Source organism: Streptomyces sp. 7R007 (genome assembly GCF_054850255.1).
The window spans coordinates 23,022-38,829 of sequence record NZ_JBTWMV010000058.1 but is presented as its reverse complement, the minus strand read 5'-3'; the positions used below and the strand labels follow the sequence as shown (position 1 = coordinate 38,829).

The 15,808-nt window shown below is 69.2% G+C and carries 25 protein-coding genes and 2 tRNA genes; 2 read left to right on the top strand and 25 right to left on the bottom strand.

Annotated elements, in window-relative coordinates; translation table 11 throughout:
* Positions 1-46: 46 nt before the first annotated feature.
* The 8 genes from ACYF6T_RS39195 to ACYF6T_RS39160 all read right to left on the bottom strand — a co-directional run bounded on the left by ACYF6T_RS39195 (position 47) and on the right by ACYF6T_RS39160 (position 7,065).
* Positions 47-1,330: a phage major capsid protein gene (locus ACYF6T_RS39195; protein ID WP_461702707.1), complete on the bottom strand. Its 1,284-nt coding sequence runs from the start codon at positions 1,328-1,330 to the stop codon at positions 47-49.
* Positions 1,331-1,613: 283 nt separating this feature from the next.
* The gene (locus tag ACYF6T_RS39190; protein WP_461702706.1) at positions 1,614-2,591 is read right to left on the bottom strand and encodes an HK97 family phage prohead protease; all 978 of its coding nucleotides are present in this window, start codon (positions 2,589-2,591) and stop codon (positions 1,614-1,616) included.
* A complete protein-coding gene (locus ACYF6T_RS39185) occupies positions 2,584-3,990 on the bottom strand; it encodes a phage portal protein (protein ID WP_461702705.1) in 1,407 nt (468 codons plus the stop codon). The genes ACYF6T_RS39190 and ACYF6T_RS39185 overlap by 8 nt, the downstream gene beginning before the upstream one ends.
* Positions 3,991-4,000: 10 nt before the next feature.
* A complete protein-coding gene (locus tag ACYF6T_RS39180; RefSeq protein ID WP_461702703.1) occupies positions 4,001-4,216 on the bottom strand; it encodes a hypothetical protein in 216 nt (71 codons plus the stop codon).
* Positions 4,217-4,287: 71 nt separating this feature from the next.
* Positions 4,288-5,796 (bottom strand): hypothetical protein, encoded by a 1,509-nt coding sequence (locus ACYF6T_RS39175; protein ID WP_461702702.1) that lies wholly within the window; start codon positions 5,794-5,796, stop codon positions 4,288-4,290.
* Positions 5,756-6,142 carry a hypothetical protein gene (locus ACYF6T_RS39170; protein ID WP_461702700.1) on the bottom strand — a complete coding sequence of 129 codons (387 nt, stop codon included), beginning with the start codon at positions 6,140-6,142 and terminating at the stop codon, positions 5,756-5,758. Before ACYF6T_RS39170 ends, ACYF6T_RS39175 begins: the two co-directional genes overlap by 41 nt.
* A gap of 279 nt (positions 6,143-6,421) precedes the next feature.
* Positions 6,422-6,748 (bottom strand): HNH endonuclease, encoded by a 327-nt coding sequence (locus tag ACYF6T_RS39165; protein ID WP_461702699.1) that lies wholly within the window; start codon positions 6,746-6,748, stop codon positions 6,422-6,424.
* Between the two features lie 95 nt (positions 6,749-6,843).
* On the bottom strand, positions 6,844-7,065 hold the full coding sequence (locus tag ACYF6T_RS39160) for a hypothetical protein (RefSeq protein ID WP_461702697.1): 222 nt from the start codon (positions 7,063-7,065) through the stop codon (positions 6,844-6,846).
* Positions 7,066-7,108: 43 nt separating this feature from the next.
* On the opposite strand from ACYF6T_RS39160, the gene ACYF6T_RS39155 reads away from it, so the two are divergent.
* Together ACYF6T_RS39155 and ACYF6T_RS39150 are read left to right on the top strand one after the other, a co-directional pair.
* Positions 7,109-7,312, top strand: a complete 204-nt coding sequence (locus ACYF6T_RS39155; RefSeq protein WP_461702696.1) for a hypothetical protein — start codon at positions 7,109-7,111, stop codon at positions 7,310-7,312.
* Positions 7,313-7,590: 278 nt separating this feature from the next.
* On the top strand, positions 7,591-8,199 hold the full coding sequence (locus ACYF6T_RS39150) for a hypothetical protein (protein ID WP_461702695.1): 609 nt from the start codon (positions 7,591-7,593) through the stop codon (positions 8,197-8,199).
* A 183-nt stretch (positions 8,200-8,382) separates the two neighbouring features.
* On the opposite strand, the gene ACYF6T_RS39145 is transcribed toward ACYF6T_RS39150, so the two are convergent.
* From ACYF6T_RS39145 to ACYF6T_RS39065, 17 genes are all read right to left on the bottom strand, one after another.
* Complete coding sequence (locus tag ACYF6T_RS39145; protein ID WP_461702693.1) at positions 8,383-9,030, bottom strand: hypothetical protein; 648 nt, start codon at positions 9,028-9,030, stop codon at positions 8,383-8,385.
* Positions 9,031-9,148: 118 nt separating this feature from the next.
* The gene (locus tag ACYF6T_RS39140; RefSeq protein ID WP_461702691.1) at positions 9,149-9,442 is read right to left on the bottom strand and encodes a hypothetical protein; all 294 of its coding nucleotides are present in this window, start codon (positions 9,440-9,442) and stop codon (positions 9,149-9,151) included.
* A gap of 148 nt (positions 9,443-9,590) precedes the next feature.
* A complete protein-coding gene (locus ACYF6T_RS39135) occupies positions 9,591-9,719 on the bottom strand; it encodes a hypothetical protein (RefSeq protein ID WP_461702690.1) in 129 nt (42 codons plus the stop codon).
* A gap of 72 nt (positions 9,720-9,791) precedes the next feature.
* Positions 9,792-10,052 (bottom strand): hypothetical protein, encoded by a 261-nt coding sequence (locus ACYF6T_RS39130; RefSeq protein ID WP_461702688.1) that lies wholly within the window; start codon positions 10,050-10,052, stop codon positions 9,792-9,794.
* Between the two features lie 49 nt (positions 10,053-10,101).
* Complete coding sequence (locus tag ACYF6T_RS39125) at positions 10,102-10,587, bottom strand: hypothetical protein (protein ID WP_461702687.1); 486 nt, start codon at positions 10,585-10,587, stop codon at positions 10,102-10,104.
* 93 nt (positions 10,588-10,680) lie between these two features.
* Positions 10,681-10,842 (bottom strand): hypothetical protein, encoded by a 162-nt coding sequence (locus ACYF6T_RS39120; protein WP_461702685.1) that lies wholly within the window; start codon positions 10,840-10,842, stop codon positions 10,681-10,683.
* Positions 10,839-11,060, bottom strand: a complete 222-nt coding sequence (locus tag ACYF6T_RS39115) for a hypothetical protein (protein ID WP_461702683.1) — start codon at positions 11,058-11,060, stop codon at positions 10,839-10,841. Before ACYF6T_RS39115 ends, ACYF6T_RS39120 begins: the two co-directional genes overlap by 4 nt.
* A 163-nt stretch (positions 11,061-11,223) precedes the next feature.
* The gene (locus ACYF6T_RS39110; RefSeq protein WP_461702682.1) at positions 11,224-12,240 is read right to left on the bottom strand and encodes a hypothetical protein; all 1,017 of its coding nucleotides are present in this window, start codon (positions 12,238-12,240) and stop codon (positions 11,224-11,226) included.
* Positions 12,237-12,434, bottom strand: coding sequence for a hypothetical protein (locus tag ACYF6T_RS39105; RefSeq protein WP_461702681.1), 198 nt, complete (start codon positions 12,432-12,434; stop codon positions 12,237-12,239). Before ACYF6T_RS39105 ends, ACYF6T_RS39110 begins: the two co-directional genes overlap by 4 nt.
* Positions 12,435-12,855: 421 nt before the next feature.
* Positions 12,856-13,239, bottom strand: a complete 384-nt coding sequence (locus ACYF6T_RS39100; protein ID WP_461702679.1) for a helix-turn-helix domain-containing protein — start codon at positions 13,237-13,239, stop codon at positions 12,856-12,858.
* A gap of 2 nt (positions 13,240-13,241) precedes the next feature.
* Positions 13,242-13,454, bottom strand: coding sequence for a hypothetical protein (locus tag ACYF6T_RS39095; protein WP_461702677.1), 213 nt, complete (start codon positions 13,452-13,454; stop codon positions 13,242-13,244).
* On the bottom strand, positions 13,454-14,365 hold the full coding sequence (locus ACYF6T_RS39090) for a hypothetical protein (protein ID WP_461702675.1): 912 nt from the start codon (positions 14,363-14,365) through the stop codon (positions 13,454-13,456). The genes ACYF6T_RS39095 and ACYF6T_RS39090 overlap by 1 nt, the downstream gene beginning before the upstream one ends.
* Positions 14,365-14,748, bottom strand: coding sequence for a hypothetical protein (locus tag ACYF6T_RS39085; protein WP_461702674.1), 384 nt, complete (start codon positions 14,746-14,748; stop codon positions 14,365-14,367). The genes ACYF6T_RS39090 and ACYF6T_RS39085 overlap by 1 nt, the downstream gene beginning before the upstream one ends.
* 94 nt (positions 14,749-14,842) lie before the next feature.
* Complete coding sequence (locus ACYF6T_RS39080; protein WP_461702673.1) at positions 14,843-15,220, bottom strand: hypothetical protein; 378 nt, start codon at positions 15,218-15,220, stop codon at positions 14,843-14,845.
* A gap of 32 nt (positions 15,221-15,252) precedes the next feature.
* A tRNA-Ile gene (locus tag ACYF6T_RS39075) sits at positions 15,253-15,324 on the bottom strand.
* A 109-nt stretch (positions 15,325-15,433) separates the two neighbouring features.
* A complete protein-coding gene (locus tag ACYF6T_RS39070; protein WP_461702672.1) occupies positions 15,434-15,667 on the bottom strand; it encodes a hypothetical protein in 234 nt (77 codons plus the stop codon).
* Positions 15,668-15,699: 32 nt separating this feature from the next.
* Positions 15,700-15,772 (bottom strand) — tRNA-Leu (locus ACYF6T_RS39065).
* Positions 15,773-15,808 lie beyond the last annotated feature (36 nt).

Here is a 15,808-nt window from a genome sequence, read left to right as displayed (position 1 = left end):
CCGGGGGGGGGGGGGGGGGGGGGGGGCCCCCCCCCCCGCCGGTGGGTCAGCTGGCGCCGCCCTGGAAGTACTTGACGGCGCCGGTCTGGTCGACGAGGGCGCAGTCCGCGCGCAGCAGTGCCCGGAAGGTGACCAGGTCCGTGTTGAACGCGTAGTCGTCGCTGCGCTCGAAGCGGACGCCCCCGGCGAAGCGGACGAAGAACTGGCTGAAGTCGCCGAAGAGGACCGACTTCGCTGCCAGGGCTATCGCGGCCACGTTCGGGTCGGTCAGTACCGGCTTGCCCAGGATCATGTCCGGGATGCCGGCCTGGAGGCCGGGCTGCCACAGGTACTGGCCGTTGGTGTCCTTCAGCTTGCGGGCGGTGCCGACCGTCGCGTCCTTCATGATCCACTTGCAGGACTGCGACGCCCGGTAGGGGGCGATGACGCTGAAGAACAGATCGATCAGGTTGTCGCCGGTGAACGCGCCGGTCACACCGGTACCACCGGTGACACCGAGGGTCGCGTCGGTGACGACACCGCGCGGCTGCGAGGTGCCCGTGCCGGTGATGGCGTGGGCGCCGAAAGCGTTGCCGAGCGCCCTGCCGGCCTGCATGGCCAGGTAGCCCTCCAGGTCAACGCCCGTGTCGTCCAGGAGCTCGCGGGAGACCTGGATGAGGGTGCCGTACTTGTAGGCGCCGAGCGGAACCTGACCGAACGCCGGATCGGAGGCACCGATCGGGCTGCCCTCGGTCACGATCGCCGCCGTGGAGTGCGCGGTGGTCTTCGGGACCTGGATGACCTCGCCCGAGTTCGTGTTGAGGATCGTCGCGCCCGCCTGCATGATCGCGGACACCTCGATGAGGTGCGCGATCAGCCGGTCGTAGAACGACGTCGGGACCGTGTTGCCGCCCGCAGTCGCCGTTCCCTTGGTCAGGGTGCGGTAGTCGACCGGCCCCTCGGGGTTGACGTCGTAGAACCGGCCGCGCTCGCCCCTCAGGAAGGAGCGCAGCTCCTCGCCGCGGCTGCCCTGGCCCTGTCCGCCGCCCTGACCGCCGTCGCCGCCCCGCTGCTGGCTGCCGCCCTGCTGCCCGGACCGCTGACCGCCTCCCTGGCCGCCCCCGTGGAGCCGGTTGAAGGCGTCGTCGGCGTCCTTGGCGCGCTGCTCGGTGTCGAGAGCCGCCTTGATTCGCTGGTCGAGCTTGTCCAGCTCCTCGTTCATCACATCCCACTGGCCCTGCTCCTCGGCCGTGAGGTTGCGGTTCTCCTCGGTGCTGCGGTCGGCGATCGCCTTCATCTGCTCCCAGACCTGGGCGCGGCGTTCCCGCAGCTTCTTGACCATGTCCGACATGGATGGACTCCCGTCCGATCGAATCGATCTCGACCGGGAGCCCTCGCGGTCCCACACCCCTGAGGGTGCCGGTGGCCAGCGCCTTTTCGCGACTGGCGGTCCGCTGATCCCTCTCCGTGTCACACGCGGCCCGTTGTGTGCTTCGCCGCACCCAGAGCGGACACCGACCGGGGGTTGCCCAAGTCGGTGCCGTGGCGGTGCGGTTACGCGGTCCAGGACGGTCGTGCCGCCCCCGCGCTGGCGGGGGTCTTGGTTGTGCAGGTGACGTACGCGCGCGGCGGGCTCAGACGTACGGGTCTTCGCGCCGGGCGAGCAGAGCCGCCGCCGCGGCGTGGCCCGCCATGCCCTTCTTCTTCGGCCGGGCCGGGGCCGGGCCGTCAGTGCGGACGAAGAACTTCCGCAGCTCGTCGGCCTCGGCGAGCGAGCGGACTTCCGCGAGATCCGCGTCGAACTTGCGCGCCAGCGACCGCAGGCCCGCCGAGGTGTCCGCGTAGGCGGGGGTGTTGACCGGGGCAACATCGACGACCTGCGCGCCGATGAGGCGGCGCAGCGGGTAGCCCTGGTCGGTCATGGTCCAGTCGTCTTCCAGCGTGCGGAACGCGAACGAGCTCTTGCGGACGTCGCCGCGCTCGACCAGCTCGACCACGTGGCCCATGGACGCCGGCGGCAGGACGTCGTACGACAGGCCGTACGCGTCGATGCCCATCCGAAGCGTCCCGGCCGCCGTGGTGCCGAGCAGCTGGTTGTCGTCGTGGTTGTAGCGGGCGATGACGTCGGGCCAGCCGTCGCCGCGGGACTGGTTGAAGGCGATCGGGTCGACGACCTCGATGAACCCGCCCAGGTTCTTGCTCTGGCGGTTGAAGACGGCCGCGTATCCGCCGATCCTCTTGGCGCCGTTGTCGGCGCGCAGTTCGGCCTTGCCGGTGTCGCCGGAGGTGTACCGGCGTTCGATCTCCACAGTGCCCTCCAGGCTGTTGTGACCGGTGAGGCTGCCGTCGGCTGCCCAGTTGTCGGGGATGAGGTCGCCAAGGCCGATGGCCTTGGCGCGCTTGATGATGTGGGCGCGGATCGCGTCGTGGTCGGCTCCGCCGCGGCCCACCGCGCGGATCGCCACCTGCAGGTCCTCGCGGCCATGCATGTCCGCCGGCCGGATCGGATATGAGCCGTCGGGCATCGCCCAGCCCTGCCCCGTCGCGTACCGGCGGGCGGCCGCGTCGAGGTCGCCGGCGTCGGGCGTGGTGATGTTGCCCTGGTCAGCCACTGTCGACTTCCTTCCCTCGGATCAGCCGCAGCCGGTCCGTGGTGCCGCGGATCTGCGGGACGGTGATGTTCGCGCCGGCCTGGATCGGAAGCGGCGTGTAGTCCTGGCCTTCGCCGTCGGGCAGCGGCGGGAGGTTCTCGCGCTGCCGGATCTCGTCGCGGCTCATGCCGCCGATCAGCCGCGCCTTCTCGTAGATCGACCAGCGGGTGAGCGGGTCGATGCGCACGAGGCTGTCCGCGTCGAATTTCACGCACTGGCCGCGCGGAACGAGCATCGACAGGTGGGACTCCAGGGTGCTCATCCACGGCATCAGCGTCAGCGTGATCAGCTCGATCTCGCGCTGCTCGGGGCTGCTGTAGGACATCGAGCCGCCGGTCTCGCCGCCGATCAGCTCCGGCGGGACGCCGTAGATCGCCGCGATCTGCGTGGCCCCCAGCTTCAGCGTGGCGATGAACTGGGCCTCATACGCCGGGACGGTGATCGCGTCGTATTCCCAGTCCTTGCCGTGCACGATCGGCTGGCGGGAGCGGATCGCCGAGACAAGCCGGGCCTTGATGATCTCGGCTTCCTTCTGATCGACCTTCTGCGTGGTCGACTTGAAAGTGCCCGGCGGGACCCCGCCGGTGGCGTGCCAGGCCTCCATGTACTCCTGCGCGGCCAGGCTCGTTGCCGCCATCGATGCGAAAGCGCCCATGGGCGACAAGCCGAGGACCTTGCCCGGGAGGGTGAACCACGGGATGTGCACGATGTCCTCGGCGTCCACCCGGTTGCCCAGCACGTACCAGATGGGGTTGACGAACGAACCCGGCCCGGACGGCATCGAGTCGACGACCTGCACCCAGTCCATGGGCAGCCACTCGATCATCGTCGGGTAGCCGTAGTAGTCGCGGGCCGTGACGTAGCCGACGGCGTTGCCGCGGTAGACCATGCTGAGCACGGCCCGCTTGATCCAGTCGTGCAGGTTGCCCTGCGTCGACGGGTTCGCGAACAGCGATGCCAGCGGCAGCCGCTGCACCGTCTCGCCCACCTCGCGGAACTGGCGCAGGGGAGCCGCCGCCAGATTGCTCGCCAGCAGCCGGCCAGCCGCATACACGGGCGCCAGGCGCAGCGCCCTCTCGACACTGACCGACGCAGATCCGGCCGGGCCGCCCTGGTCCCACGGCACCGACGTGATCGCGCGCTTCTCGACAACAGACCGCGACTCGACACCGACGAGCCATGCGCCAGCCCGCTGGAAGCCGCGCGTCGCCACGCCGAGACGCCGACCCCACGTGGCGCGCGCCGTCGCGCGCCAGCTGCTCGACGTGAGGCCGCGGCCGTCCATCCACACGTCGCCGACCAGGACAGGACCTGCCTCATCGACGGGGCGCGCGGTCTTGCGCCGGGGCCACAGCTTCACGCGCGATCGCCTACCAATCCCAGTCGTCCGTCGGCTCGTAGCCCGCGATCCAGAAACCGGCGCGCTTCCTGACGCGCCGTATGGCGTCCAGGACGGCCCACCGCCAGCGCCGGTACAGCGACGGCCGAGGCGCCGGCGCCGGCGGCTCCATGCCGGGCGGCAGCGGCACACCAGCGTCGAGCAGCTGCTCGACGCTGATCGGGGCGAAGACGGAGGTCTTCTTCACCACCAGGTCCCTCAGCGTGGCCTCATCGCAGGGGACCCGAATCTCCGGACCGTCCACGTCGCACCGCCTCCCTAGAAGACCGATTCGAGAACGTCGTATTCGGCCGTCGACAACAGATGAGAGCGGGCGACGTAGGACCAGCGGGCCACCGAAAGGGCGACGAGCGGGCTGATGTCGGCGTCGGTGCCGTTGGGAGTCCAGGCGATGGTGTCGCCGGAGGTCTTGGTTTTCGCCCTGGCCACCGCGGTGTCGAGGTACTGGTTCGGCACGTACCGGAAGGCGCCCTCGCGTACGCCGTCGAGGATCTGGCCGGCAGCGGCAGCCATGTCGACCGCGTTCGTCACGGCCAGGTCGCCGGGCTCCGGTGCGGCGGCCTCCTCCGGCAGCTGGAAGCCGGCTTCTTCGAGCGCGGTCTTGAGGAACGCGTGGGTGCCACGGCCCATGGCCACGGCGATCGGGCCGAGGGCATCCCGCAGTTCGGTGAGGCGGGGCACGACCCACTTGGTGCCGGCGCGGTAGTCGGCGATCTGCGCATGGCCGAGGCCATCCTCACGCACGCCGTACACGCACACCGCGGCGTAGTCGCGGAGCGGCGAGATGTCCAAGCCGATGGCGACACCGCCCTCGGCGGTGCGGCGGGAGGTCTCATCCGCCATCTGCGCCCAGGACTTGGGGTCGATGACGGTGTTCCCGGTGGCCCGCTTCGGCCAGAGTCCGAGGACCTCGCGGGCGAAGCCGCGGGGGCTGAGCAGGCGGCGTATCCGCACGATGGCCTCTTCCCGGACTCGGGTGCCGAGCGACGGGCAGGTCTGCGCCCACAGCTCCCGGTCGTCCAGGTCGATGTCCTCGATGTGGTCGAGGTCGCCCTCCAGGCCCCAGTCTCGGTACCCGAGCGAGTCGTCCCCTCCTGCTTCGGCTCGCTCGCGCAGCGCGTACAGCACGTCGCCCGTATCACCCGACAGCGGGGGCGACGAGGTGTAGATGAACTGCGGGTTGTCGACCGCCAGGGTCGTCGGCCCGAGCGCGTCCTGCTGCTCGGTCGTGTAGGCGAACGCCTCGTCGACGAGGTTGCAGTCGCCGGTCATACCGCGGCCGGAGCCCTTGCTGCGGGCGATGAACCGGATCCGCGCGTTGGTGTCGAGTCTCTCGAACGACTCCTCGCCGTTGGTGTTGATGACCTTGACGAGGATCCCGTCGACCTCGATGAGGTTCTCGGTGATCTTCTTGCCCAGGCGCAGCAGCAACTGCTTGAAGCGCCTGAAGCCTTCCATCGCCGTCTTGTACTCGTGAGCGCTCCAGAGGATCAGCTTCTCCCCGAGCAGGAACAGGCCGGCGAGCGCCCGCACCTCCAGCACAGCGCCCTTGCCCTGCTGGCGCGCGACGAGTTCGGCGTACTCGTAGCACGCCCAGCGGCCGTCCTCGCGGATCGCGAGGATCAGATCGATCGCGTCCGCCTGCCACGGGTCCAGCACCAGGCCGCCGCGCGCAGCGAATTGGCGGGCCTCGGGGCCGAAGGTGTGGACGTACGGCGGATGGACCTCAACCCTCGGCCTGGCGGCGCCTCTCAGCGATGCGGGCACTGAGGTCCGAGACACCCGCACCTCCCGACGTGTCGCCCTCAGGCGTCCCCGCAGTCGGCCCGGATACCCGCTGACCTTGTCGAATCTCCGCGAATAGTCCCTTGAGGGCCGCCTGTTGCTGCCGAGACTCCGCCAACACAGCCGAAATATCCGCGAATTGCTCGACATACGGGTTGACGGCACCCACGGAAGCGCGCACGATGGCATCGAGCAGTTCGAGCCGGTCAGCGATCCGACACGCCTCTTCCAGCAGCACCAGGTGCGCGGGAGTCAGAGCGAAGGTCGCGAGGGATTCCCGCCACAGACGGCGGCCCCGCTCACCAAGACCGGCCGGCTCTTCAGACACCGCCTCGGAAATCTGAGACCCCTCCTCTCGGCTGAAAAATGGGCCGGGGGGAGATTTCTTTGAGGGGGGTGCGGGGTCAGCCGCCCCCAAGATCAAAAAGAGGCGATCTTGACGCCGCATTTGATCAACTTCGACGTTTCCGCAGGTCAGAGCCATGACGGGCCATGCGCGGCAGGGCGGGCGTGCAGGCGGGGCGCACCCAGGCCGCGTCGGGTGCGGCCGCCCGGATGGTCGCGGGGCCGGCCGGCCTGCTTGGTCCTGATCGTCCGGGGCCGGCGGTCAGAGGTCGGAGACGTCGACGGTGAAGGACGGGCGCGGACGCTTCCGGGCGCGGAGCTGGTTGTTGCGGATGGTGTTGCACCGTCGGTGGGCGAGGCGCAGGTTGGCCCGGTCGAGTGGGTCACCACCAAGCCAGAGCGGTTGGACGTGATCGACGGTGCGTGCCATGGGATGGGTGGTGCCGGGCAGGGATTGGTCGACGTACGCGCGGCAGATCCAGCACTCGGTCTCTTCCGCATAGACCTGGGCTTGGAGACGGAGCCAAGGCCGGCCACTGCGGGCCTGGGCGGTGCGGCGGGCGATCTCCTGCTGGCTGAGCTGGGGCACGGTCACCCCCGGACGTGCCAGAGCCCGGCGCTGTGGCCGGGCTCATGAGGCAGTACGTGCACCATGACTGATGATGCGTGTCCGTTGATCTCTGGTCAAGCGACCTTGCTGGTGCGGGTGGCGATGGTGAGGTCGGCGAGGTCCCAGAGTGCGGGAGCTTGGCCGGTGCTGCCGGGTGGGCGGCGGTAGTCGACGGCCTTCACGCCGTGGCGTCTGGCCCAGCTGCGGAAGCTGTCCGGCTTGATGCCGAGGGAGTACGCGGCCATGGCTGTCGTGACGAGGGGCCGGCCGTCGCGGCCGGTGGGGGTGGTGGTCACAACTCCAGTGTGCCCGCCCTGTCCACGGTGCCATCCTGGCCGCATGCATCGTCTGATCCGCCGCCTGCTCGGCAGGCCCACCACCAGTGAGAGGTACGCGTCCTTCGGCCGGGCCCTCGCGGACAGTTTCGCGGCGGGCCTGCGGAATCCGCGTCCGCTGACTGCCGAGGAGTGGGCCGAACTGGACGCACATACCGGGATGGTGGCGCGCCGGTCCTTCCCTGCGCTGTACGACGACGAGGACTAACGACCGTACAGTGGACGCATCCGGCTGGCGACGTGCCGGTGAGAGCTATGGGAAGTACGGGTTCGAGTCCCGCTGCGCGCACCCAGTTGGGCGGGCATGGTGTAACGCGACCGGGAGGCTGGGGTACCGGAAGCGGACCGCGAGGTCGGTAGCACGCCCATGCACGTCGCATCTACTACAACTACCGGTGATCTACTACTTCGTCCCAGTGTGGTAGATCGCAGCGACTCGCCCAACCGCACTGCTTTATCAGGGTGTTGAGGGTGCACACTGGCGCGATGGTAGAACCCATAAGCGCGGCCGGCTCGTCTCTGGCCAAGGGCATCACGTCTGTTGTCACGAAGCAGTTGCAGTCGAAGTCCGGCACGCGGCTCGGCAGCAGGGACGAGCGCCGCAAGGTGTATTCACGCTTTCAGGCGGCGGCGATGGACGTTCTGGCTATCCTGACTCGCTTCGTGATGGAGCAGCGTCTGTACAGGATATGGATCGGAAAGCGGCGCTGGTCGTTGACGCTCCAGCCTGTCGCACATCAGCGCGCAGTGCGCTTGATGTTGCGTGACCTGGCGCATGCGGAGAGCGAACTGCTCCAGGCCTATTTGGATTTGCGATTGGTGGCGAATCCAGGACCTCTGGAGGCCGCCGACGTCGTGATGAAGAAGCTTGAGGACGTGACCGACGCGGATGCCAGTGCCCCGGACGTTTTTCTCGCGGCCACCGAAGCTGTGGTCGAGGCGCAGCGGGAGTTCACTGACGTGTGCCGTGACGATCTCTGGTATTTGCCTCAGCGGTGGCAGGTGTACCGGATCGGCTGGTGGAAGGCGAGACGCTGGCGACGCAGAGCGGCCATCGAGAAAGGGGCGGACTCAGCGAAGAGCCGGGACGCGTAGTGCGGCCCGGACACCCAGCCGTGGTTCGGTGTCCGGGCCTTCTCGGTGGGTGGGGCGACAGGGTCCGCTTCCGGTATGCGGCACCGGCCAGCCCATTCCGCCACGGGCGGTGGCTGATCTGCCCATCCCTTCGCGTCGCCCAAAGTGGGAGTTCGCGCGTGCGGGGTTCAGCGTAGCGCGCCGCTACTTGATGTCGCCGGTCCAGGTCGGGTCTTCGCCGAGGTAGGCACTGTCGTCCTGTAGGAAGGCGTCGTCCGTGCGGCTGACGGTGAAGACGATGGTGTTGCCGTCGCTCTTGGCGATCGTGTACTCGGAGGTGAAGGAACCGGTGCGCCCGGGGGCGAGGCGGCCGGTCATCTGCTTGGAGCCTGGTTCGACGGAGATGAACTCGGCCTCGCCGCCCCTGGTGGCTCCTTCGGCGTTGTAGCCGATGTTGTCCAGGTCGTACGGCGTGGTGGTGCCGTTGGTGACCGCGAACTTCACGCGGAAGGCGGTCTGATCGGAGTCAGGTCGGTCGTCGTACTCCCCGTACTGGGTGATCCGGCTGATGCCGGTGACCGTCACCTTGAGGCCGTCCTTGTAGGCGAAGGTGTCGCCGACGGCGAGTTCGGTGTCCGGCTTCTTCGCGGACGGCGTCGCGGAGGCGCTGCTGCACTGATCGATCCAGTCGGACTGGGAGAGCGTCGAGTCAGGCCCGCAGTCGGGTGACGTGGTCGCGGTTGTGCTGGCGGCGGCGCGTTCGGCTTTGCCTTGCTGGGTGTCGCTGCTGCTGCACGCGGTGAGCGCGGCGGCGAGGATGGCGGTGGTGACGAGTGCGGTTCTGGCGTGCATGGTCCCCCCAAGGACGGTACTGAGCCCGGTCATTGTGAGGGCGCTGCGCCGTCAGGTGGATGGTGCGTGCACGCTTCGTGTCGGAGATGTGACACGCGAACCTGCGGGCGCGACAGGGCTACTTCTGCACGACTGTCACCTGCTGGCCATCCCAGACCAGGGCATCACCGAGACGTGCGATCACCGGGATCTCCTGGCCGCGTTGTGCGATGACTCCGGCCCCGGGTCCGATGCCGGTCACCACGGCGCGGTAGCCGTGCTGCACGCACCATCGTGCCGGTCCGCCGACGGGAAGGGCGAGGGTGACGTTCATCCGATTCGGGTCGGCGATGGCACGCTCGCCGAGCTCACGCATCCTACGCTCGGCCTCCGCGCGCTGCCTGGCTTCAGCCTTCCGACGGGATGCGAACACGACGACCTCCACGAAGTTGTGGGCGGGCCAGGGTTCTACCCTTCCCGGGCGCACGGGTTCGCGCGGCCCACCCAGAACGCGGGCGGTGTACCGCCCCCAGTACGCCAGCCCCTCTCCGGGGCCCCGTCAGCGTACGGCACGCCTTCCGCTACGTCGGCCCTCCGCCGGGTGCAGCGGAGAGTTGGGCGCCGTTGTCCTGCTTCCGTTCTGCGTGCCTCTCCTTGAGCCGCTGGAGCTTGGCGGGCCGCTGGAAGACCTCGTCCAGGAGCGCGTCCATGAACTCCAGAATGGCTTCGGCGTCATCCTGCGAGATCGAGCGGTTCGGTCACTGGGCCATCTTCCACCGGGGTCACCACCATCCGCTTCGGCTGCGCCAGATCGGGGTGGGTTGCCCAGTCGTTCGGCGGTGGGCGAGGACGCCGAGGATGTAGAACGGCTTGAGCATCCACCAACACACCCAGGCCTCGAAGACGAGGCACCACCACAGCAGCATGATGGGCGCAGTGAGGCAGCCGCTTCCGCCACTGCTGCGACGGCGGCCGCCGGTCAGCGGAATGCTCCCGCCGATGGAGAACGGGCCAGGAAGCGGGATGCGCCAGCGCAGCCGCATATTTTGTCCTTTCAGGGATGCCGGTGGCGAGCGAATTGTGCGAGTGGTCTCAGGAGAGTTCGTCGGTCTTCAGCGTCAAGCTCAGGATGGTGCCGCCGACGGTGATGCCGACGACGCCCCAACAGTCCGAGTTCGGGTCGTCTGACTGCGGATCGCCCTCGCAGCCGTTGCTGTTGTACTCCTGCTGCGCGGCGCGCATCTTCGCGATCTGCTGTGTGGTCTTGGGGTACTTGGTGGCGCCGCCATTGTTGTCGATGTCTTTCTGGAGATCGTCGACGACGACCATGATGGCGCCGACGTCGTTGCTACACGCCGTGCTGCTCGGTGATTGGCAGTCCTCCACCGAGCCGTCGGAGACCGCGTCGAGCTTGACGGTGTAGGGGTCGGCAAGTTCCTTCGGTTTGGCGGCCGCGGCGGTTGCCTTCGCCGTGGCCGAGTGTGTCACTGGCTTGTCGTCCGGCTTGTTGTTGGAGCAGGCGGCGAGCGCGCCGGCGAGCAGCAGGGCAGCGGCGAGCGCGGGCATGGTGCGGTGCATGGTCCCCCCAGGGCGTGACTGAGGCTGGATGCTACGGACTTACTTGGGAGTTCGTGCCGCTTCGGCGGTCCTTCCGCGCCTTCGGGCGTCCGGTTAGTCCTTCACGGTGAAGTCGAGCAGATCTCGAAGGGAAGCCGCCGCCTGCAGGAGCGCGGCAACCATCCGACGTACGGGCGCATCGTCGCCCATCAGCCGGACATCGACCGGCGGCGGCTGCGACCTGCCGCGTTCGGGAACCGTGGGCTTGTCGGTCACAGCCGGCCACCTTCCTTGTGCTTCGTGATGTGGGCGTGCGCGGCGGTCATGCAGGCGTCCCAGCCCGCGCGGTCGAGGCGGGCGGACCGGCCGATGAGCAGGCTCAGCCCGTCGCGTCCGCAGGGGCCGCACCAGGCCGCCCACGCGCGCACGGGCGGGGCGGTGCTGAAGCCGACGGGCGGAAACGTGGCGGGCCGTACCTGAAGGGGTGCGCTCATCGCGTCCTCCGGGCGTACCAGCGAACGAACCGCAGCGTCAACCGTCCCCGGCGTGTGGCAGCCAGCTGCTTCTCCAGATCCCCGAACATCCGAGCAATCTGTAGCTCGACGCCAGCCCCACGCAGCTCATCCTCCGTTGGGCCCATCCTGCTGTCGCGATCGCTCACTCGCCGATCACCTCGGCATCGTCGGCGAGTTGGAGGCCGGTGTGCTCGCAGAACTCGGTCAGGTCCATCTCGCCGTCCCATCGATCGCCGGTGTCGAAGCGGGCGACCGCGCCGTCCGGCACGCGGGTCCACTGCGCGCTGTCCTCGGTGTCGTAGGCGTCCACGGTGCCGATGCCGGACCGGTAGCGCAGGTAGAGGTACTGGCCGTCCGTGGTCCACGCGTTCCACTGCGAGGGGATGGCCGTGCAGGTCCGTACGGCGCGGGCCAGGACGATCGGCTGCGGCTCGGCGAGCACGTCCTGGGTGATGGTCTCGCCATCGGCTCCACGCAGGCTGCGGCCCTGACGGAGGTGCCAGACGTCGCTGTAGCCGAGCTTGCCGCCTTGGCAGTCCATCTGGGGCGGGCAGGCTCGGGAGGCGCCGGGGGTGGCCAGGCACAGGCATCGGTGCCAGCGCTTCGTGCCGTGGTCGACGCCGGCCTCGCACTCGCTGCCGGGGGCATGCGGGGCGTGGCCGCAACCCGGGCAGCGGGGTGGTCCGGCGGCCGCGGCGCCCGCGAAGGCTTCAGAGCATGGACTCACCGGGCGGGCCCTCCAGATGACGACTGGCTTCGCGGAGTGGCCCTCGGAGACCTTCACGATGCCCGGGTTGATCCACATGACGGTCTTCATCGGCAGGTCGAGCGTCCTCAGTTCGAAGCCGGCCTTCTCGGCGGCGCCGGCGAGGACCGGGTCGGGTCCGTAGTCGACCATGACGGCGCGCATGTAGGAGCCGAATTCCGGGTGGTCGGGGAGCCATCCGTACGTCCCGAGGTGCTGCTCGATGTCTTCGGCCAGGGCCTCGCGGAAGGCGTCGATCTGAGCTTGGCTGCGCTGTCGTTGAACGAGGGCGGACATCGTGTTGGCGATGGCGCTCGATTCCTCGGCGCCGCTGCCGACGTCGTGCCGGGCCGGTCCGGCGAGCTTGTCGGCCCACCAGTTGGCGGCGGCGGTGGCTTCAGGGCGTGGACTCACCGGGCGGCGCCTTTCGTCGGGACGGGCTTGATCGCGTTGAGGAAGCGGATGGTGGCGTCGACGACCTTGCCGGTCAGCTGGTCCCGCTTCGGATCGGAGAAGGCCACGTATGCGACGTGCGGCTCGGCTGCGTCCGGCTGGGATTCGTCGATGCGGCTGCTGCTGACCATGTAGCGTCCGCCGTCGAGGTCCACGGCGGTGATGCAGCGCTGTTCGATCCGGCCGGGGATGTCCTTGAAACGCGGGACCGAGCCGCCGGCCCCCGGCGGCGGGTGGCTTCCCGAACGGCCGGGTGCGGTGAGTCGGACGTCAGCGCGTACGCCTCGTATCGGAACGCGGCGCCGATCAGCGGCCCGACGCCCGGCGTGACGAGCAGGTGCGATCCGTCGGGATGCCGGGGCAGCCGAAGCGCCAGCCCGGCCAGTGCAGCGACTGCGGTGGGCGGGTGGCTGAGGGCGAGCCATACCTCTTCCGGAATGGGCACGGTCACCAGGCGCACGCCCGTGGCGTCCTTCTGGTGAAGCGTGAACAGGGCGGGCTGTTCGTCCCATTCCCTGCGCGCACGCAGGTGGCCCGTCAGCTGGTTCTTGATCTGTTCGACGGTGGTCGGTGCGATCATTGGCGATTCCCTCCTCGCGCGTGCTGCACCTCGATGACCGTGTCCGCCACGGAGCGGATCGCGGCGCGGGCCGCCTTGATGTTCTGCTCCGGGGTGTCGGGGGCGCCGACGGTGTCGCGCAGCGCGGCGAGGGCCTGGCGCATCGGCTCGTCGAGCACGAGGACCAGGCGGTCGCCGTCCGGCGCAGTGTCCGGCGCGGGCTGGCTGGCTTGCACGGCGCGCTGGCGCTGCTCCGCCTCGATCGCGTCGAGGTCCCGGCGGATGGTGTCCTTGCCGACCCCGAGTCGAGCTGCGATGGAGCGGGCGCTGATGCCCGGCTCCTGGCGCATGAGTTCCTCGACCATGGCGCGGCGGGCGGCGATCGTCAGTGGTGCGGGCATGTTCACTGGCCTGCTCCCTGGGGCTGCGCCAGGTGCGCCGTGGCGCGCGCCTCACGGTCGTTGGGGCAGTAGTCGCCGGCCGCGTCGCAGCTCCAGCCGTGTCTGGCGCGCGCCACCCGGCGGGCGTGGTCGGCGCTGCGGGTGTCCGCGATGGTGACCTTGGCGCGGCAGCCGCGGCGGTCGCAGAACAGGGTGTACGCGTAGCCGAGCGCCATCACTCATCTCCGCTCTCTGCGACGATCTCGGCGACCTCAGTCCAGCGGTTGGCCACGCTGCGCAGCAGCGCTCGCTCCCGGTCCATGGCCCTCGTTGCCGCGTCCCATAGGTCGAGGTCTCGCCAGGCCCAAATCTCCTCCTCGATGAGCCTGTCGAGCAGCGTCGGCTCCAAGGCGTCGAGCTCCCAGCTGCTGCGGCCGTACTCGCGGATGTATCCGGGGGCCCGGCTGTCCGTGAGCTTGGCAGGGTTGGGCGGCGGGTCGTACTCCCGGACCTGCTCCATGTTGAGTGCGATCCGCCGGACCTCGACATCGGCGCCGAAGAGCGCCAGGCGCTCACGGATATCGCGGGTCATGTCCACCCCGGAGGGGTCGTGGTCACCGAGGTGGATGATTACGGGCTTCTGTCCGTCCTGCTGGTATCTGAGCATCCGCTGGGCCGCGCCCCACAGTTCGGACTGGGAGGTGTAGCCGCGGCAGGAGAAGTAGTCGACATCGTGACGCTGGCAGACGCCGGTGATGACGCCGACGAGGGCATCTTTCTCGATCCACACCTCGACGCGGTGCGGCTGATCGGCCCACCGGTGGGTCCGATAGCCGGAAGCGGCGGCGCGGATGACGGAATGCGGAGTGTCCCAGTGGGGCAGGCTGCGCAGATTGCGGGTGCGGTCAACGATGTAGTTCCAGTCGAGCAAGCCGGCCAGGCGGGCGTCGTTGATGATGCCGCCGAGCCGCTTGTACTCGGTCTGCTTGTTCGCGATCACGTCGCGGGCGACGAACTGGTAGTACAGCTGCCTCAGTGTCAGGTCGAAGCCCTGCGTCGCGTACTCACGGCAGATCTGGTCGGCCATGTCGATGAGGCGCTGATGGGCGGGCGTGAACGTCTTCGGGACATATTCGAGGCGAGGCATCAGACTTCGTCGCTTTCGAACTCTGGCAGGCCGCGGGTGTCGAGGCCCATGGGCGAGCTGGCGTTGTGCATGCGGTCGACGGCGGCCGCCAGGAGCCGGGCCAGGTGGACGGCCTCCCGCGTCGCCGCGCGCAGCTCGGTCACGGCCTGCTCGGGGTCACGGCCGCCGTCGACGGCGACGCGGCCGTCCTTGTGGGTGCGCGCCACGGGCAGCAAGGTCTGCTCCAGCGCCTGCGGCAGCATGCGGATGGTGTAGGCGAGGTTGCCGATAGCGTCGTAGGCGTGTGGCGGGTACTGCCAGCCGTCGCCGGTGGTGATGGTCTCGTGGTTGAACTGGCGGATGAGGTCGCCGGCCTGTGAGGCGGTCCGGCCGGGTGTCGTCACGGCGTGCTCCTTGGGCGGGTTGGGGCCCGGCGGCGGGAAGCGAGTCGTGCGCTGGGCGCGGGTCGCGTGTCCGGCCGCCGGGTGATCTGCGGGGTCAGCGTCCGGCGATCTTCCGGAGCTGCTTCAGGGCCTCCGGCGCGGCCCACCAGAACATCCCGGGTTCGTCGCCGGTGAGTCCGAGCGCTGCGGCGGCCACGGTTTCCACTTCGTGCCTGACGCCGTCCTTGCTCGTGAACACCCCTTCGCCGTCCGACGTGGTGTGCAGCGTGTAGCCGGTGAGGTGCGCGGCCCATCCGGCGATGCACATCGTGGTGCCGCACGGGATGTCGCCCTGGGGCTCAAGGTCCCCGCTCGGCAGCGTCGCCCAGCTGCCCATGTCGAACATCTCGGGGTACTGCTCGATCATGTCGAGGATGGCGGCCGCCACTTCGGCGGGCGTGGCGGGCAAGCGTGTGGGCGCGGTGCCAGGCATGCTCAACTCCCAGTAGAGGTCTGGTGTTTGAGTGGCGGCGACGGGACTCGAACCCGCGACCCAGGACTTATAAGATCCGTGCTCTACCAACTGAGCTACGCCGCTTCGGTGTTGAGTTGTGGGGTGGGCCGCGCCCCGTTCGGGGGAAGTGCGGGGCGCGGCCCTGGGTGGCGGCCGGGCCGGGGGAAGAACCCGGTCGCCGGTCTGCGGGGGTCAGGTGAAGTCGAAGGTGACGTCGTTGCCGTCCGTGTCGGTGACGGCGATGTCCCATGCCTCGCCGCGGTCCGCGTGACGGTTGAGAATCCGACCGATGCTCTCGCGTGCGGGCAGGCGGCGGACGTGCGTGGCGTCGCGGTCGGTGTAGGCGAGCTGGAAGATCTTCACGAAGCGGCCGGTGCGGCGGTCGCGCCGTCGGATGGTGTGGTGAGTGCGCACCGTGGTGGGCATCGTGATCCTTCCGTCTCGTGCTGTGTCGTCTGTGGGCCCGGCCGGGGTCGAACCGGCGCGCAGTGGGGTTTAAATCCCTCGCTCTGCCTCCTGAGCTACAGGCCCTGGGAGTGGCGGCCGGGCCGGGGGAACAGAGCCCGG

Bases quoted from the DNA above. Each gene is read 5' to 3' on its own strand.
- ACYF6T_RS39135 (WP_461702690.1), bottom strand. From the start codon at position 9,719: ATGGACGCGCTCCTGGACGAGGTCTTCCAGCGGCCCGCCAAGCTCCAG.
- ACYF6T_RS39080 (WP_461702673.1), bottom strand. From the start codon at position 15,220: ATGCCTGGCACCGCGCCCACACGCTTGCCCGCCACGCCCGCCGAAGTG.
- ACYF6T_RS39095 (WP_461702677.1), bottom strand. From the start codon at position 13,454: ATGGCGCTCGGCTACGCGTACACCCTGTTCTGCGACCGCCGCGGCTGC.
- ACYF6T_RS39195 (WP_461702707.1), bottom strand. From the start codon at position 1,330: ATGTCGGACATGGTCAAGAAGCTGCGGGAACGCCGCGCCCAGGTCTGG.
- ACYF6T_RS39125 (WP_461702687.1), bottom strand. From the start codon at position 10,587: ATGCACCGCACCATGCCCGCGCTCGCCGCTGCCCTGCTGCTCGCCGGC.
- ACYF6T_RS39155 (WP_461702696.1), top strand. From the start codon at position 7,109: ATGCATCGTCTGATCCGCCGCCTGCTCGGCAGGCCCACCACCAGTGAG.
- ACYF6T_RS39115 (WP_461702683.1), bottom strand. From the start codon at position 11,060: ATGAGCGCACCCCTTCAGGTACGGCCCGCCACGTTTCCGCCCGTCGGC.
- ACYF6T_RS39090 (WP_461702675.1), bottom strand. From the start codon at position 14,365: ATGCCTCGCCTCGAATATGTCCCGAAGACGTTCACGCCCGCCCATCAG.
- ACYF6T_RS39130 (WP_461702688.1), bottom strand. From the start codon at position 10,052: ATGCGGCTGCGCTGGCGCATCCCGCTTCCTGGCCCGTTCTCCATCGGC.
- ACYF6T_RS39100 (WP_461702679.1), bottom strand. From the start codon at position 13,239: ATGCCCGCACCACTGACGATCGCCGCCCGCCGCGCCATGGTCGAGGAA.
- ACYF6T_RS39070 (WP_461702672.1), bottom strand. From the start codon at position 15,667: ATGCCCACCACGGTGCGCACTCACCACACCATCCGACGGCGCGACCGC.
- ACYF6T_RS39145 (WP_461702693.1), bottom strand. From the start codon at position 9,030: ATGCACGCCAGAACCGCACTCGTCACCACCGCCATCCTCGCCGCCGCG.
- ACYF6T_RS39150 (WP_461702695.1), top strand. From the start codon at position 7,591: ATGGTAGAACCCATAAGCGCGGCCGGCTCGTCTCTGGCCAAGGGCATC.